General features: G+C 61.8%; 17 protein-coding genes and 1 tRNA gene. 7 read left to right on the top strand and 11 right to left on the bottom strand.

Going from position 1 to position 15,545, the window contains the following annotated elements:
* Nucleotides 1-7: 7 nt before the first annotated feature.
* Nucleotides 8-193, bottom strand: a complete 186-nt coding sequence (locus ACTIGF_RS01310; protein ID WP_439635150.1) for a hypothetical protein — start codon at nt 191-193, stop codon at nt 8-10.
* 185 nt (nt 194-378) lie between these two features.
* On the opposite strand from ACTIGF_RS01310, the gene ACTIGF_RS01305 reads away from it, so the two are divergent.
* Nucleotides 379-1,755 (top strand): class II 3-deoxy-7-phosphoheptulonate synthase, encoded by a 1,377-nt coding sequence (locus tag ACTIGF_RS01305; protein ID WP_439635149.1) that lies wholly within the window; start codon nt 379-381, stop codon nt 1,753-1,755.
* Between the two features lie 139 nt (nt 1,756-1,894).
* Here ACTIGF_RS01305 and ACTIGF_RS01300 read toward each other — a convergent pair whose 3' ends face one another.
* Nucleotides 1,895-2,161 (bottom strand): HU family DNA-binding protein, encoded by a 267-nt coding sequence (locus tag ACTIGF_RS01300; RefSeq protein ID WP_028284481.1) that lies wholly within the window; start codon nt 2,159-2,161, stop codon nt 1,895-1,897.
* A 208-nt stretch (nt 2,162-2,369) separates the two neighbouring features.
* Between ACTIGF_RS01300 and ACTIGF_RS01295 the strand changes: the two genes are divergently transcribed.
* The gene (locus ACTIGF_RS01295; protein WP_439635148.1) at nt 2,370-2,561 is read left to right on the top strand and encodes a hypothetical protein; all 192 of its coding nucleotides are present in this window, start codon (nt 2,370-2,372) and stop codon (nt 2,559-2,561) included.
* Here ACTIGF_RS01295 and ACTIGF_RS01290 read toward each other — a convergent pair.
* The 4 genes from ACTIGF_RS01290 to ACTIGF_RS01275 all read right to left on the bottom strand — a co-directional run bounded on the left by ACTIGF_RS01290 (nt 2,546) and on the right by ACTIGF_RS01275 (nt 5,751).
* On the bottom strand, nt 2,546-3,268 hold the full coding sequence (locus ACTIGF_RS01290) for a hypothetical protein (protein ID WP_439635147.1): 723 nt from the start codon (nt 3,266-3,268) through the stop codon (nt 2,546-2,548). The two genes, ACTIGF_RS01295 and ACTIGF_RS01290, sit on opposite strands and share 16 nt — an antisense overlap.
* Before the next feature lie 57 nt (nt 3,269-3,325).
* Nucleotides 3,326-3,757, bottom strand: coding sequence for a PaaI family thioesterase (locus ACTIGF_RS01285; RefSeq protein WP_439635146.1), 432 nt, complete (start codon nt 3,755-3,757; stop codon nt 3,326-3,328).
* 204 nt (nt 3,758-3,961) lie between these two features.
* Nucleotides 3,962-4,963, bottom strand: a complete 1,002-nt coding sequence (locus ACTIGF_RS01280; protein WP_439635145.1) for an NADP-dependent oxidoreductase — start codon at nt 4,961-4,963, stop codon at nt 3,962-3,964.
* A complete protein-coding gene (locus ACTIGF_RS01275) occupies nt 4,960-5,751 on the bottom strand; it encodes a hypothetical protein (RefSeq protein ID WP_439635144.1) in 792 nt (263 codons plus the stop codon). Before ACTIGF_RS01275 ends, ACTIGF_RS01280 begins: the two co-directional genes overlap by 4 nt.
* 162 nt (nt 5,752-5,913) lie before the next feature.
* Between ACTIGF_RS01275 and gltX the strand changes: the two genes are divergently transcribed.
* Complete coding sequence (gene gltX / locus ACTIGF_RS01270; protein ID WP_439635143.1) at nt 5,914-7,266, top strand: glutamate--tRNA ligase; 1,353 nt, start codon at nt 5,914-5,916, stop codon at nt 7,264-7,266.
* A 104-nt stretch (nt 7,267-7,370) separates the two neighbouring features.
* Here gltX and map read toward each other — a convergent pair whose 3' ends face one another.
* The 4 genes from map to sfsA all read right to left on the bottom strand — a co-directional run bounded on the left by map (nt 7,371) and on the right by sfsA (nt 11,202).
* The gene (gene map, locus ACTIGF_RS01265) at nt 7,371-8,195 is read right to left on the bottom strand and encodes a type I methionyl aminopeptidase (RefSeq protein WP_439635142.1); all 825 of its coding nucleotides are present in this window, start codon (nt 8,193-8,195) and stop codon (nt 7,371-7,373) included.
* 101 nt (nt 8,196-8,296) lie between these two features.
* Nucleotides 8,297-9,901 (bottom strand): M28 family metallopeptidase, encoded by a 1,605-nt coding sequence (locus ACTIGF_RS01260; RefSeq protein ID WP_439635141.1) that lies wholly within the window; start codon nt 9,899-9,901, stop codon nt 8,297-8,299.
* 93 nt (nt 9,902-9,994) lie between these two features.
* Nucleotides 9,995-10,504, bottom strand: a complete 510-nt coding sequence (locus ACTIGF_RS01255; protein WP_439635140.1) for an acyl-CoA thioesterase — start codon at nt 10,502-10,504, stop codon at nt 9,995-9,997.
* Complete coding sequence (sfsA, locus tag ACTIGF_RS01250; protein ID WP_439635139.1) at nt 10,501-11,202, bottom strand: DNA/RNA nuclease SfsA; 702 nt, start codon at nt 11,200-11,202, stop codon at nt 10,501-10,503. Before sfsA ends, ACTIGF_RS01255 begins: the two co-directional genes overlap by 4 nt.
* 71 nt (nt 11,203-11,273) lie before the next feature.
* Between sfsA and ACTIGF_RS01245 the strand changes: the two genes are divergently transcribed.
* The 3 genes from ACTIGF_RS01245 (at nt 11,274) to ACTIGF_RS01235 (ending at nt 12,971) form a co-directional block, all read left to right on the top strand.
* Nucleotides 11,274-12,035: a competence/damage-inducible protein A gene (locus ACTIGF_RS01245; protein ID WP_439635138.1), complete on the top strand. Its 762-nt coding sequence runs from the start codon at nt 11,274-11,276 to the stop codon at nt 12,033-12,035.
* A 130-nt stretch (nt 12,036-12,165) separates the two neighbouring features.
* Nucleotides 12,166-12,786: an ATP-dependent Clp protease proteolytic subunit gene (locus tag ACTIGF_RS01240; RefSeq protein ID WP_439635137.1), complete on the top strand. Its 621-nt coding sequence runs from the start codon at nt 12,166-12,168 to the stop codon at nt 12,784-12,786.
* Nucleotides 12,787-12,882: 96 nt separating this feature from the next.
* Nucleotides 12,883-12,971, top strand: a tRNA-Leu gene (locus tag ACTIGF_RS01235).
* A 181-nt stretch (nt 12,972-13,152) separates the two neighbouring features.
* Here ACTIGF_RS01235 and ACTIGF_RS01230 read toward each other — a convergent pair.
* Nucleotides 13,153-14,502, bottom strand: a complete 1,350-nt coding sequence (locus ACTIGF_RS01230) for a DUF1330 domain-containing protein (protein WP_439635136.1) — start codon at nt 14,500-14,502, stop codon at nt 13,153-13,155.
* A 108-nt stretch (nt 14,503-14,610) separates the two neighbouring features.
* On the opposite strand from ACTIGF_RS01230, the gene ACTIGF_RS01225 reads away from it, so the two are divergent.
* Nucleotides 14,611-15,489, top strand: coding sequence for a LysR family transcriptional regulator (locus ACTIGF_RS01225; RefSeq protein WP_439635135.1), 879 nt, complete (start codon nt 14,611-14,613; stop codon nt 15,487-15,489).
* Nucleotides 15,490-15,545 lie beyond the last annotated feature (56 nt).

The following is a 15,545-nucleotide window of genomic DNA, read 5'->3' as shown; positions in this document are numbered from 1 at the left end:
ACAGGGTCTAGCTCTGCAAGGCGGCGGTGGCGGCGCTCAAGGCGTCAGCCTGCACGTCCGTGAAGCTTTTGCTGGCGTCCGACTGGAATTCAACCGCCAGGTCTGAATGCGTGATGCTGCCGCCGGACACCGTGAACTGTGCGGTGAAAACGGCGCCGGATTGATGAGAAATGCCTGTGATCGTGATGGTCATGAGATCGCCTCTCGCCCTGATGGAAGTTGAATTCCCCAATTAGAGGGCGCCTGGATAAAAAATTCAACTGAGGCGATAATTGTGGTGTTTACGATACAGTATACCCCGCGGGCTTACACTCGGGGCTTACTGCATTGCACAATCGCCGCTAATATGTCCGGCCAAATTCTAGAAAGGCGAAGGCCATGACTGTGTGGAGCCCTGAGAGCTGGAGATCCAAACCCGGTAAGCAATTACCGACTTATCCCGATATGGATAAGCTCTATTGGGTGGAATCCGAGCTCGCCAAGCGCCCGCCGCTGGTCTTTGCCGGCGAGGTGCGCCGGTTGAAAAGCCAGCTCGCCAATGTGTCCGCGGGGCAGGCTTTCCTGCTGCAGGGCGGCGATTGCGCCGAGAGCTTCAAGGAGTTCTCCGCGGAGACCGTGCGCGACACCTTCCGCGTGCTGCTTCAAATGGCGGTGGTGATGACTTTCGCCAGCGCCAAGCCGGTGGTGAAAGTGGGCCGCATTGCAGGCCAGTTCGCGAAGCCGCGCTCGTCGGATTCTGAAACCATCGACGGCGTGACCCTGCCCAGCTATCGCGGCGATTCCGTCAATGACATGGCCTTCACCGAAGAAGCGCGCGTACCCGATCCCGAACGTCTGATCCGGGCGTATGACCAGTCAGCGGCGACGCTGAACCTGCTGCGCGCGCTGGCGTCGGGCGGCTATGCCGACCTTCACAATGTCCACCAGTGGACGCTTGATTTCCTGGCGGGCAGCCCGGCGGGCGAGCGCTATCAGGAATATGCCGACCGCATCGGCGAGGCTTTGGCCTTCATGCGCGCGTGCGGCGTGACGCCTGACGGCGCGCCCTCGCTGGAAGGGGTGGATTTCTTCACCTCCCACGAAGCGCTGCACCTGCCGTTCGAGCAGGCGATGACCCGGATGGAGAGCAATTCCGGCCGCTGGTATGACACCAGCGCGCATTTGCTGTGGATCGGCGACCGGACGCGTCAGCCTGACCACGCCCATGTTGAGTTCATGCGCGGCCTGGAAAATCCGGTCGGGCTCAAATGCGGCCCGACGCTGGACCCTGATGAGCTGATCCGTCTGATCGATGTTCTGAACCCGCGTGATGAGGCTGGGCGTCTGATCCTGTATGTGCGGATGGGCGCGGACAAGGTGGCGGAGGGCCTGCTGCCGCTGGTACGCAAGGTGCAGTCTGAAGGGCGCAATGTGATCTGGTCGTGTGACCCGATGCACGGCAACACGCACAAGGCGGCCAATGGCTACAAGACCCGCGATTTTGACAAGGTGCTCTCTGAGCTGCGCACCTTCATCGAAGTCCTGCGCGCTGAAGGGGCCGAGCCCGGCGGGGTGCATTTCGAGATGACGGGCCAGGACGTGACCGAATGCGTCGGCGGCGCCGGGCACCTGTCCGAAGCCGATCTGTCGAGCCGGTATCACACCCATTGCGATCCGCGTCTGAACGCGGACCAGGCGCTGGAAATGGCCTTCCAGATCTCTGACGCGCTGAAGCCCGCCCAAGGCCTCAAACGCGGCGCTGTGGCGGCCGAATAGGCCAGCGCGAAAGCATGACGTCAAAAAGCCCGGCTCAACGAGCCGGGCTTTTTCTTGCGTTGCGTCGGGCCAAAACAAAACCGCCGCCCGTAGGGGCGGCGGTTTCGCTCAGCCTGATCCGCCCGAAGGCGGAAAACGCTTAAATGTCTTTCAGAGCCGAAGCCGGACGGAAGGCCAGCTGGGTCTTGGCTTTGGACATCATTTTCTCGCCGGTCCGCGGGTTACGCACTTCGCGCGCTTCACGGTGCTTGGCGTGGAAGGTGCCGAAGCCCGCCAGTTGCACGGAGTCATCAGACTTAGCAGCGCCGACGATGGCGTCTGCGAACGCGTCGATGGCGTCGCCGGCTTGGGCTTTGGTGATGCCAGCTTTGTCGGCGATGGCTTTGGCGAGTTCAGATTTATTCATCAGGGTTCCCCCCACTGGTTGGATAAGGCGGCGGCATGAGAATCGTTCGCCGCCAACATTGGACAGCGCCATGAAGCGCGATTCTGAGCCCTGATTGCAAGGCTATACAGGCGTATCAGCTGAATTGGTGTGCAGTCCTAACGCGAAATTGCGCGTTATGGTAAACAAAGGGCTACGAAACCGGCCCGTTGTTTGCTTTTAGGAAACCATGACCCAAGCACCTGTTTCATGGCTGAACAGAATCAGCGCGACCGGGCTGGCCGTAGCGGCGGCCTGCCTGTCCTATGCAGGTTTCCTGCACATGTTCGGAAATGACACGCTGGCGGCCTTTGTGGGCGCCTGTGTCGGCGGCGGCGTCCTGGGGCGCCTGTACCGCGTTGCGCGTCAGGGCCAGATGTAAGCGCCCAGCAGGGATAGGCTCTGCATGACGATGCCTGCGATCAGGATCAGGATGATCAGAACCAGGGTCATCAGAAGGCTGTAGCCCCAACGCTTGGCGCCGGCGCCGATGACGCTCTCCGGCATGCCTCTGTAGACCGTCTGAAAATATCCCAGCATCACCAGGCCCGTGCCCAAAGCCCATGGAAGCCCCAGTTGCGTCTGCGGGATCATCAAGACAAGCCCGATAATGCTGCCGGCATTCAGGATCGCAAACATCAGGTTGAGGTTGACGCTGAAGGGGCGTTTGTCGCCCATCAGGCGCAGGATCAGCACCGAGCAGGCCGTGAACAGGCCGACCAGAATGGGCTGAAGAAACCCGGCGATATTGCCGAAGTGCGCGTAGAACTCGTCGAGGGGCCGACCGACAAGGGTTTGCAGATCCTGCAGCTGCTCCTCTGACAAGCGGGAAAGCGATTGTTCCAGGATGCCGGCATGTCCGCCCCAGATCACGGACAGAGCGACTTGAATGCCCATCAGCCCGAGAAACAGGCGGAGCATTGGCGTGTAGCGCTCGCGGTCTTTCTCGGTGATGGCCTGCATGACCGATCGGGGGGTGGCCAGCAAGGCGTACACGGTTTTCAGGCTTCGTAGATTGAAGCCGAGCGTATCTTCGATCAGGTCGTCGCGATCCTTGCGCCCCTGTTCGTCAGTCTCTGACCCGCTCATCTTTGTCCCCCTGCCCCTGATAGGGACAGTGTGGCCTGAAATGCGATGGCGATGAAGCTACTCTTCTTTGGATTCGCCCCGGCGCGGCGGATAAAGCACCATCTGGGTGCAGCGGAAGACCGCGATTTCCTTGTTGTCGCTTTCGCGCCAGCAATTGGCCGACCAGATCTGGGTCGTGCTGCCCCGGTGGATGGGAACGGCCTCGCCGATGACGCGGCCTTCGCGCGCGGCGCCGAAGAAGCTCGAACTCACTTCAATCGTGGTGAAGCCGATCGATCGGTCGGGAATATTCATGCTCGCGCCATAGCCCGCCAGCGTATCGAGCATGGCGATGATGGTGGCGGTATGCAGGAAGCCTGTGGGCGCTTGCAGTTCAGGACGAACCGTCAGGGCGCCGCGAATGCGGGTGGCGCTGGCCTCAACGACATCCAGTCCCACAAGACCGGCGAGACGGCCCTCAGCACGCGCGTTCAATTGTTCTACGTTCATGGAAACCCTCGGACGCCTGAAAGACGACCGTCCTGTCTCAAACAACGGTAGGGGTAACCATTAGGGAGAAAGTCTTCACAAGAGGTATAGCAGGCGCTCCGTACGGAGAAGAATACGACGCGATAAATCAGAAGTTGATTGGTGGGCTATCACAGGTCGCGTTCGGGCCGGAACACGCGCAAGGCGCGTCCGGCCCGGTTCACGTCAGAGCTTGACCAGCATTTTACCGATATTGGCGCCGGTGAAGAGCCCCATGAAAGCGTCGGGCGTCTGTTCGATGCCGTCATAGACGGTGTCGCGGGTTTTCACCTTGCCCGCCATCATCCAGTCAGACAGATCCTTGATGAACTCCCCCTGCAGATCAAAATGATCTGACAGGATGAAGCCCTGGACCTTCAGCTTCTTGGCGATGATCTGGGTCAGATTGGTGGGACCGGGCAGGGGGGTGTCGTCATTATAGCGTGCGATCATGCCGCAAACGGCCATGCGGCCATGAGGCTTGATGACGTCCAGCGCGGCCTGAAGGTGATCGCCGCCGACATTCTCGAAATAGGCGTCCACGCCGCCAAATGGTTCCGCCGCGGCGCGCACCGCGCCCGCCAGATCATCTGTCGCCTTGTAATCGACCACGGCGTCGGCGCCGATCTCGGTGCAGAAATCGGTTTTCTCTTTACCGCCTGCGGTGGCGACGACATGGGCGCCCATGGCTTTGGCGAATTGAACGCCGGCCGAGCCCACCGCGCCGGCGGCGGCGCTCATCCACAAGGTTTCACCCTCTTTCAGCTCGATGATGCGCTTGAGGCCGATATAGGCGGTCATGCCGGTCAGACCCGCCACGCCCAGATAGGCTTCAGGGGGCAGGACGCTGGCGTCGATCTTGGTCAGGCTGTCGGCGGCGGCCACATAGCCTTCGCGCCAGCCCTTCATGCTCATCACCCAGTCGCCCTCGGCGAAACCGTCAGCCTTGGACTGGACGACCTGACCCACGGCGCCGCCTTCCAGCGGCGCGCCCACGGCGAACGGGTCGATATAGGTTTTCACGCCGATCATGCGGCCGCGCATATACGGATCCACCGACAGCCAGGCGTTGCGCACCACGACCTCGCCCTCGGCGGGTTCGGGCAAGTCCACTTCGGCGAGTTCAAAATAGTCTGATTTCACCGGGCCGGTGAAATGCTGCGTCAATCGGATTTCGCGTGATTTCATGGCGCTGTGTCTCCCCTTAATTCAATCATGTCCCTGACATTCTGATCAAAGCGATGCTCCATCACCTGATCAAATGCAAGAAATTGCAGAGCAACCGTGATCACTAGTGTGACCGGGGTCAACAGCATGAAGGAAAAGACCTTCAGTATCGTCCCTATCAGGCTGCTCGAATAATGCGCCGAGACGACCCGCGCAGTGACGTAAAAATAGATCACAGTGGAGAGGAAAAGACTCAGCATCATGGTCGTCTGGCTGTCTGAAACCAGAACCAGGCCCAGCATCAAGATGATCAGCGCCGCCGTCATGGTGTTGATCGTGGTCAGATAGACCAGCACCGCGCCGTACAGCGTTCGCTTGGGCGCAAATGCCTTGAACAGCAGCGCGAATGGGAAGGAAGAGATCACCATGATCGGCCAGACGAGGATGTTGAGCCAGAAGCTCCAGACCGCGTTCACCGTCTCGAGATCCGTCCCTTGCTCAACAAGCCAGGCGTTCAGAACTTCAGCGGATGCAGGCGTGACGGTTTCAATGGACTGCAGGTCTCCCCCGACGATGAAGACGGTCAGGGCGGTGTAGATGCCGAACAGAAAAATCAGAAGTCGAAGCGGCGAGGCGTACGTGTCGCGCTCCTGTATCAGAACCGCGTGGGCGACCCGTTCGGGCGCGAGCAAGCCATCAGAGAGAGTCCTCAGAAAGGACCGGTTCCAGCCCATCAGCCCGTCTAGCAATTCATCAAGCTGAGGGCCTTTCGGCCCTTGTTCCATCGGCGGCTCGGATTGTGACGTCATGGCCGTTCCCCACGGTTTGGGCGCCAGCATCGTCCTGTCCGGACAGACCATCAAGTCAGCCTGCGCACTCTGGTGTTTGACGCGCCGTTGGCGGCGGTCTAAAGCCGCGCTTTAGGTCGCGCACCAGTGCGGCGCCTCTTTATAGAAACAGAGCCGATATCCATGACCGTGAAAGTCCGTTTCGCCCCCAGTCCCACCGGCCGTCTGCATGTGGGCAATGTGCGCACCGCCTTGCTGAACGTGTTGTTCGCGCGGAGCCAGGGCGGCACGGTCTTGCTGCGGATCGACGATACGGACCTTGAGCGCTCCACACAGGACAATGAAGACGCCATCAAGGCCGACCTTACCTGGCTGGGGCTGAGTTGGGACGAAACGTTCAAGCAGTCCGAGCGCTTTGACAAATATGAAGCGGCCAAACAGAGCCTGATCGATCAGGGCCTTCTGTATCCGTGCTATGAGACCGAGGATGAGCTGGACCGCAAACGCAAGATCCAGCGCGCCCAGAGCAAGCCGCCGGTCTATGACCGCGCCGCGCTCAGCCTGACCGATGAGGACAAGGCCAAGCTCGACGCCGAAGGCCGCAAGCCGCACTGGCGTTTCAAGCTGTCAGGCGGCCGCATCGAATGGACTGATCTCGTGCGCGGGCCGAGCCATATCGAAACCAGCTCTGTCTCCGATCCTATCCTGATCCGCGCTGACGGCAGCTATCTTTATACGCTGCCGAGCGTTGTGGATGACCTGGACTCAAACGTCACCCACATCATCCGCGGCGAAGACCATGTGACGAACTCGGCCGCGCAGATCGAGATTTTCGAAGCGCTGGGCGGCAAGGGCTCGGCGCCCGCCATGGGCCATACCGCGCTTCTGGTCGGCGCAGACGGCGACAAGCTGTCCAAGCGTCTGGGTTCTCTGTCCATTGAAGACCTGCGTGAGATTGACGGCTATGAGCCGATGGCGGTGTGCTCGCTTTTGGCCAAGATCGGCACGTCGGACGCCGTGGATGCACGCGATGATCTGCAACAACTCGCCGACGAGTTTGAGTTCGGCAAGCTGTCGCGCACCCCGGCGCGCTTTGATCCAGAAGAGCTCAAGCGCCTGAACGCCAAGCTGGTGCACGCCATGAGCTATGCCGACGCCCAGCCCAAGCTGGCGGCGCTGGACGCGGATGGCGGCGAGGCGGTCTGGCTGACCGTGCGCCCGAACCTCACTTTTGTGAAAGACGTCATCGAATGGGTGCGTCTGATCGAAGGCCCGGTCACGCCCGCCATCGCCGATGAAGACGCGGACTTTGTCTCTCAAGCCGGCGACATGCTGCCTGAGGGCGCGCTGACCGGTGAGAGCTGGAGCGTCTGGACCGGCGCGCTGAAAGAAGCGACGGGCCGCAAGGGCAAGGCGCTGTTCAAGCCCCTGCGCATGGCCCTGACCGGTCAGGAACGCGGCCCGGAAATGGCCGAGATCCTGCCGCTGATCGGCGCCGAGAAAGCCAAGGCGCGCCTGAAAGGCGTGACGGTTTAGGTCTTCTCTCGGACTGAACGACAAAACCCCGGAGCACCGCTCCGGGGTTTTTTGTTTGAGTCATCTGAGTTTTGGCCAAGCCCTACCGAATGAAAGCTTGAGATCTAGCCGCAGGGCGGCTGGTCAAGACCGGCGGGGGATTTGGTGAACAGCTCGGCCCCGTCCTTGGTCACCCCGATGGAATGCTCGAACTGGGCGGACAGGGATTTGTCGCGCGTCACCGCGGTCCAGCCGTCATTGAGGATTTTAACGCCCGGCTTGCCGATATTGAGCATGGGCTCGATGGTGAAGAACATGCCTTCTTCGATAACAGGGCCTGTGCCGTATTCGCCGAAGTGCAGAACATTCGGCGCGTCATGGAACAGACGGCCGAGGCCATGGCCGCAGAAATCGCGCACGACCGAATAGCGCTGGGCTTCGGCGTGTTCCTGGATGGCGGCGCCGATATCGCCGAAATGATTGCCCGGTTTGACCTGTTCGATGCCGCGCATCATCGCTTCATAGGTCACTTCCACAAGGCGGGCCGCCTTGCGCTTGACGTCGCCCACGCCGAACATGCGCGAGGTGTCGCCATGCCAGCCGTCCAGCACGCAGGTCACGTCGATATTGACGATATCGCCGTCGCGCAGCGGTTTGCTGTTGGGGATGCCGTGACAGACCACGTGGTTGATCGAGGTGCAGCTTGATTTGGTGTAGCCGCGATAAAAGATCGTCGCAGGCGCTGCGCCATGGTCGAGATAAAACTCGCGCACCAGATCATCGAGGGCCTGGGTGCTGACTCCGGGTTTCACATACTCCACCAGCATGTCCAGCGCCCGGGCCGATAACTGGCCCGCCTTGCGCATGCCCTCAAAGTCCTCGGGCGTGTGGCGTTTGATATGCCCGTCGCGCGTCGGCGCGTCGTCGAGGTCCAAGCCGGTGTCAGTCACGTCTCATCCTGTCTTTACCTGACCCCTATATAACCGCGCCCGGACCGTGATGGAACATGTCCTGGGTCCGGGCGCGCATTCAGTCGCAGTTTGTGATCGCCTTACTGGGCGAAGAAGCTGTCCTCGTTCCAGTGCGGGGTCTCATCGCTGTTGGCGATCGCCTCGATGATGGCGAGATTGATGTTGGCGAACTTGGCGCCTTGATCAAACATCACGCCGTTATCGGCTTCATCGCCCGGCGCGTGATAATCGCCGCCCAGGAAGTTCAGGAAGCCCTGACCTTCGTCATCATCCGGATTGGGGCTGGAGAAGCCCGTCATCAGGAAGAGCGACGGGACGCCCTGGCGCACGAAGTTATAGTGATCGGAGCGCACGAACAGCGCCTGCTGCGGCAGAGGGTCTTCCGAGATGCTGGCGCCCACGGTGCGGGCGGCGGCGTCCGCGATCGGACCCAGGCTCGAATGCTCCGCGCCAAATCCGATCAGGTCGTTGAACTCATAACGGATCACCGGCATGTCCAGATTGATGTTGGCCACCATGCCTTCCATGGCCGGCGTGATGTTGGCGGCGATATGGGCGGACCCCAGAAGGCCTTTTTCCTCAGCCGTCAGGCCGATGAAGACCACCGGGCGGCGCTGACGCTCTCTGTCGGCCAGGGCGCGGGCGGTCTCGATCATGATCGCGGACCCCGAGGCGTTGTCGAGCGCGCCATTACAGATCCGGTCCACATCCTCTTCCAGACGGCAGATGCCGATATGGTCGAGGTGCGCGGTGATGATGACCGGCTCGTCCGCGAGCATCGGATCAGACCCGGGCAGCACGCCCACCACATTGTCGGAATAGACCATCTCGCGTTCGGTCACAGCGGACAGGCTGAGCATCTGGTTCAGGTCGAAGCCTTCGGGCGCTTCGCCGTTGACGGCGTTGTCCAGAATGGCGGCGAAATCCTGGCCCGCCAGTTCGAACAGACGCGCTGCGACAGCGTCGGAAATCGTCGCGCGGACCTGCAACTCGGACGCGGCGGACGCGGCTTCAGTGGTCATGCTTTCGCCGGCGGCGTAGGGCGCCATGCGGGCAAAAGTCCGGCGCGTCAGGCCTTCAGGCGCGATCTGAACCATGCCGATGGCGCCATTGTCGGCGGCGAAACGCGCCTTGGTGCGGCTGGAATTCAGGTGCGCGCTGACGTCAGACGCCAGCTCGCCCGGCGTGCCGGCCAGAACCACCACGATCTTGCCGGCCACATCCAGACCGTCGTAATCGTCATAGCCCAGTTGCGGCGTGTCCATGCCGAAGCCGACAAACACCGCGTCCGCTTCAATGGCGGCGTCGTCCAGCACGGCATGCGGAGAGACGACGAAATCCTCGCCCGGGGTCAGCGCTTCGCCATCCAGAATGAAGCGGGCTTCGTCCTGATTGGCGGACATCACCTGCAGCGGCACTTCGGCGCGATAGCCTTCCATGCCGCCCGGCTCCAGTCCGATCAGGCGGAACTGGCTTTCCATATAGGCGGCGGCGATGTCATAGCCGCGTTCGCCGGCCTCGCGGCCTTCCAGAAGGTCATCGGCCAGAAACCGGATATGCGCTTCAATCGACGACGCATTGACGGCAGGCGCCATCGCTTCGGTCTGAGCTGTTTCAGGCGCCGGAACGCTGGCGCAGGCGCTCAGAACAAGCGCGCTGGCCGCAATAGCGAGTGCAAATCGCATGATAGTCTCCCCTTAATCACATTGGGGCGGACTATAGGCGCGTGGGGCCGCTTGAAAAACTTTCCGGTCTGTAATGCGCAGCGGAGACCGGCGTCAGCCTCGCTTCAAGCGGGCGTCCAGCGCATCGGCTGCGGCGCGGATATCGTCAGCCGGTTTGGCGTAGTGGCGCGCAAAGGAGTCCGTCATGCGGGCCGGGCGGCCGGTTGAAAGCTGAAAGCAGACCAGCCGCGTCACAGCGCGAAAGACCGTCTCGCCATCAGAGATGCGGCGATACTGATACCAGCGTTCGGCGCGCAATTTGCCGTCAGATCGGGCGATCCAGACCGCGCAGGCGATGTCGTCGCCCAGCCGGCAATGGCCCAGATAATCGGCTTCGGTACGCATGATCGCCATGCCGCGATCTTCGGTGCGGCAGTCTTCAGGCTGAAACCCGTCCGCCGCCCAGTGCGCCCAGGCGTTCTGGTCCGCCCAGCGCAAATAGACCGAGTTATTGGCGTGATCGAAATCGTCGATATCCTCCGCCCGGACCGTCACGGGCAGGATGAACGGACGGGGCAGGTCCCAGCCTGCGTCCGCCGGGTTCAATACGCTCTGCTGGCTCACAGTTTCACCTCGATTTCACGCACGATTTCGATGCCGTCCAGCGTGATCTCACACGCCCAGGCGATGATTTCCACGCCCGCAAGCGAGGCGTCGCGCAAGGCTTGCGCATAAACCGGATCGAGATCGTCGGCCGGCGACAACACGTCACAATCATTGCGCTGTACGATAAAGAGCTGCACGGCGCGATGGCCCTGACGCACCATGTCCGACAGCTCGCCCAGATGCTTGGCGCCGCGGCTGGTGACGCTGTCGGGAAACTCGGTCAGGCCGGGCGTGCGCCTCAGATGGCAGTTCTTCACTTCCACATAACAGACAGGCCGGTCCGCGCTTTCCAGCAGCAGGTCGATGCGCGAATTGGCGCCGTATTTCACTTCCCGGCGCAAAGCCTCATACCCTGACAAAGCGGGAATGGCGCCCGCACGGATCGCGTCTTCCGCCAGCCGGTTGGGACGGTTGGTGTTGATGCCCACCAGCGTGTTGTCCGCTTCCAGCACTTCGAGCGTGTATTTGAGTTTGCGCTTGGGATCATCGGTATGGCTGAGCCAACAGCGGCTGCCGGGATCCTTCAGCCCCAGCATCGAGCCGGGATTGGGGCAGTGCGCGGTCACGGTCTCGCCGGTCTCAAGCTCCACATCCGCCAGGAAGCGCTTATAGCGTTTGATCAGGACGCCGGGATGGAGCGGGGCGGGAAATCGCATCACAAGACCTTGGAGAGCGGGAAGGGCGGGACCATAGTCTTCCCCATCACGCACGCAAGAGAGGGGCGGTCATGAGTGAAGCGAAACCGGAGGCTGTCAGCGCCGGCATTGTCGTCATCGGCGATGAAATCCTGTCTGGCCGCACCCGCGACATCAATGTGCAGCAAATCGCCGAATTCCTGGCGCCGCTTGGCATTGCTCTGAGCGAAGTGCGGATCGTGTCCGATGATCAGGACGCCATTGTGGAGGCGGTGAGGGCGCTGTCCGCGCGCTGCACCTATGTGTTCACCACGGGCGGCATCGGCCCGACCCATGACGACATCACCGCGGACGCCGTCGCCGCTGCGTTCGGTCGCTCGATTGATGTGCGCGATGATGCGCGCGAGATTCTCGAGCACTGGTACGCCAAGACAAACACCGAGGTCACGCCCGCGCGCCTGCGTATGGCGCGCATCCCCGAGGGCGCGGTTCTGGTGGAGAACCCGGTGACCGGCGCGCCGGGCTTTCAGATTGAAAATGTCTTTGTGCTCGCCGGCGTGCCGAAAATCGCGCGCGGCATGCTTGAAGACATCGCCCCGCGCCTGACTCGCGGCAAGGTCACCCATTCGGTCACCGTCCGGCTGGAAAACGCTCGCGAAGGCGATCTCGCTGAAGCTTTGGGCCAGATGCAGGCGGACTATCCGTCTGTGTCGCTGGGCTCTTACCCCTGGTTCAAGGACGCTGAAGACGGCTCCATCACCCGCGGGGTAGCCCTGGTCGCGCGCGGCACGGATGAAGCCGTGCTCAAGACCGTTGAGAGCGGGCTGCAAGCGCTTGCCGAAGGCGCGCGTTAAAGCAACCGCCCCTTAACGTGCTGGAGGCCATGCTTGCCGTCCCGCTCGGGCCATCTTACGTTTTGGCCTGAACCCGCCTTACCGGCCCTGAGCGTTCAGGGCCTCAAGCCTTTTTTGAGGACCGCCGCCGATGTCTTACGGCTATACCGACCCGATCATCCGCAATGACGACGAAGACGGCGAAGACAAGGACGCGCCGAAAACCCCTGATTATGTGGGCAAAGCGCTCTTTGAAAGCCGCACCATCCTGATCACCGGGGGAATCTCGGACAAAACCGCCCGTGAGGTTTGCGCCCAGCTCTTCGCGCTGGCGGCCAAATCCGACGAGCCGATCCTGATGGTCATCTCCTCGCCGGGCGGCCATGTGGAATCCGGCGACATGATCCACGACACGATGAAGTTCATCAAACCGCGCGTGATCGTGCTCGGTTCGGGCTGGGTCGCCAGCGCCGGCGCGCTGATCTATGTGGGCGCCAACAAGGAAGACCGGTACGCGCTGCCCAACACCCGCTTCCTCTTGCACCAACCGTCCGGCGGCGCCGGCGGCATGGCGTCTGATATCGAGATCCAGGTTCGCGAGATGCGCTCCATGCGCGAGCGTTTGAACCAGATCTTCGCCGACGCCACCGGGCAATCGCTGGCCCGGATCGAGAAAGACACCGATCGTGATTTCTGGCTGACCGCCAAAGAGGCCGTCGATTACGGCCTGTGCGGCAAGATCATCACCAGCCAGGATGAGATCAAACGCTAGAGCTTTCTGTCTTCTGCCAAAGATCAGCGGGCCGGACTTTTCAAAGTCCGGCCCGTTTCGTATTCAGAAGACACAGTGTCTGATTAAGGCGCGCATGCGGGCGTGGCGGAATTGGTAGACGCACCGGACTTAAAATCCGTTGGGCGGCAACGCCCGTGCCGGTTCAAGTCCGGCCGCCCGCACCATTTTTTCTGTTCTCCCTCGCCTCCGCTCTGTCGATCCTCGCTAAAGCTGCGGGCGCGCGGTCGCGCTTGCGGACCTCTGGTCCGGTTTTCTTGTTCTCCTTCGCCTCCGCTTCGTTGGTCCTCGCTGACACTGCGGGCGGCCTTTGGCCTTGCGGACCTTTGGTCCGGTTGCAGCAAGGCGCTAGGGCGCGGTGACGCCTTGTGAGGGCGGGGTGAGGTTGAGGCTGTAGAACTCGAAATATCGTGTGCCGCTGTCGAGATAGGGGGCGGCGGCTTGATATTGGGGCAGGCTGCGCAAGGCGCGCAGGCTCTCAATGCTGTCCCATTCGGCCAGGGTGATCTGGTCGGGCGCGTCCAGCGTCTCACCGGTCAGATGGGCGTCGGGATTGTACATCTTGTACACAAACCGCCCGCCGACGGCGGCGAGGTCTTCGGCGACCATATCGAGATAGCGCGCATAATCAGTTGGGTTTTCCGGGTCAAACCAGGCCAGCGCCAGCGTGTAGAACTTGTCAGGGTCGAGCGTCAGATCGAGGTCATCTTCCAGAACGGCGCTGTAAACCCGGCGCCCCGTCCAGCCTTGAGATGCAAAGCGCTCCAGCAGGGGGCGGCGTTCATAGGTCTCATACGCGTCGGCCGCGTGTTGAGAGGGCCAGACATGCATCTGCACGCTGTCCGGTTCAAAATCCCCCAAGATGGTGCTGCGCACATCAAAGCGCGGCCCGGAAGCCCGCTCTGCGGCGGCCATGGCGTCAAACTGGGCGAAGCCGTTGCGCGCCTGCACGCCTGTTTCTGAAGGCGCGGCGAGCGTGTAGCTGAGCACCGAGCCGGCCTCAAGCCGTGTTTGTGGCGCGCGCGCGTCTGGCGTCAGACCGGCGAAATACACATATGCGTCGAAATGGGCGGCGTTAAACGCGTCGGACGCTGAGACGATGTCGTCATTCATGGTGGCGAAGGCGCGGCCTTCGGCATAGTCGCGATAGTAAAACACCTCCACCGTGTCCGGCGTGGACATGCCGGCCGCCCAGTCCACATCGATCGTCGCCGCGATGGTGAAGGCGTGGGGGCGTTGAGCGGCTGTGGCCATGAAGTCTGCATGGCCGGCCTGGCGGGCGTCAGGGTCTGTGTTGTTGAAGGTCCCGATTTTCAGCACGTAATACCGCTCCGGCGTTTCAATCATTGAGGCAGGATTCATTTCCGTGTTCCGATACGCGCCTTCCAGCAGCACCGCGTTGTCAGGCAAGCCCAGACCGAAGCGCAGGGCGGCGCGACCTTCTGCAGTGGAAGTCTGATCGCTCTCACAGCTCGCCAGAGCAAAATGCGTGGCCTCGCCCAGAGAGAGTTCGCCGCGTGAGCCGCCGATCTGGCCATGGCGCCAGACCGAACATCCAAGCGCGTCCAGCGATAGAGGCGTCTGTTGCGGCAGGGAGATGGGCTGCGGGCTGAGAATAAGCAGGCCGGTTTCTGCCTGGGTCGGCGCGGTCATGAGCCCGAGAAGGGCGCTGGAGAGAAGGGGGAGAGTGAAACGCATGGGAGCCCTCAATGGTTGATATGCGCACCGTTTAGCACTGACTGGCTTCGTTATCTGGATTGTCTCCGTGCAGCGTTGGTGCATATATGCACCAAGCGGAGGGCGGGCATGACCCATTGGGATGATTTCAGGTTGGTGCTGGCGCTGTCGCGATCCGGATCTGTGCGCGAGGCCGGAGCGATGCTGGGGGTGAACCATTCCACGGTCTCGCGGCGTCTGACGGCGCTGTCGCAGCGCGTGGGCGGGGCTGTGTTTGAACGTGTCGCTGGCCGCTATCAGGTCACGGCGCTGGGAGCGCCTGTACTGGAGGCGGCCGAGCACATGGAGGCCGCATTTCTGGAGAGTGAACGCCGGGTGCGGGCGGCCCAACCCGATATGGCGGGCGCTGTGACGCTCTCCGTGCCTGACGCCATCTCCCGACTTCTCTTGCTGGAAGACATGAGCGCTTTCGCGCGCTCCAATCCGGGCATTCTGCTGACGCTCAAATGCTCGTACGCCTATGCGGATCTGGACCGGTCTGATGCGGACATCGTCATTCGCGGCGCGTCTGCGCCGGATGACCATCTGGTGGGGCGGCGGTTGTTTCCCTATGCGCTGGCTCATTACTGCGCCCGGGATTATTTCGACCAGGTGGCCCCGCCTGACCGGCGCTGGCTCGTGCGGCGCACGCCGGCGCAATGGATCGAGCGCTCCCCATGTCCGGAAACGCCGGTCGGCTTTGTGATTGATGATATCGATATGCTGCACGAGGCGGCCGCGCGCGGGCAGGGCATGATCCGGGGGGCTTGCTATATCGCAGAGTCAGATGAGCGATTGATCCGCATTCCTGGCTCGAAAGTGGAGCCTGGGGAGGATTTGTGGGTGCTTACACATCCCGATCTTCGCAATGCGCCGCGGATCAAGGCGGTGATGGGGCTTGTCACAGAGGCCCTGACGCGTTCCAGAGCCTTGATCGAGCGAGGGGAAATCGAGCGCTGGCGAGACTGATCGCACCCGGACGCCCTTGCGAACCCTGTGGGTTCGGGGTGACAGACTGCGCGAGA

This window comes from Oceanicaulis sp. (assembly GCF_051859625.1).
GTDB lineage: Bacteria > Pseudomonadota > Alphaproteobacteria > Caulobacterales > Maricaulaceae > Oceanicaulis.
The sequence above is the reverse complement of the archived record's forward strand: the minus strand, read 5'-3'. Positions and strand labels throughout refer to the sequence as shown.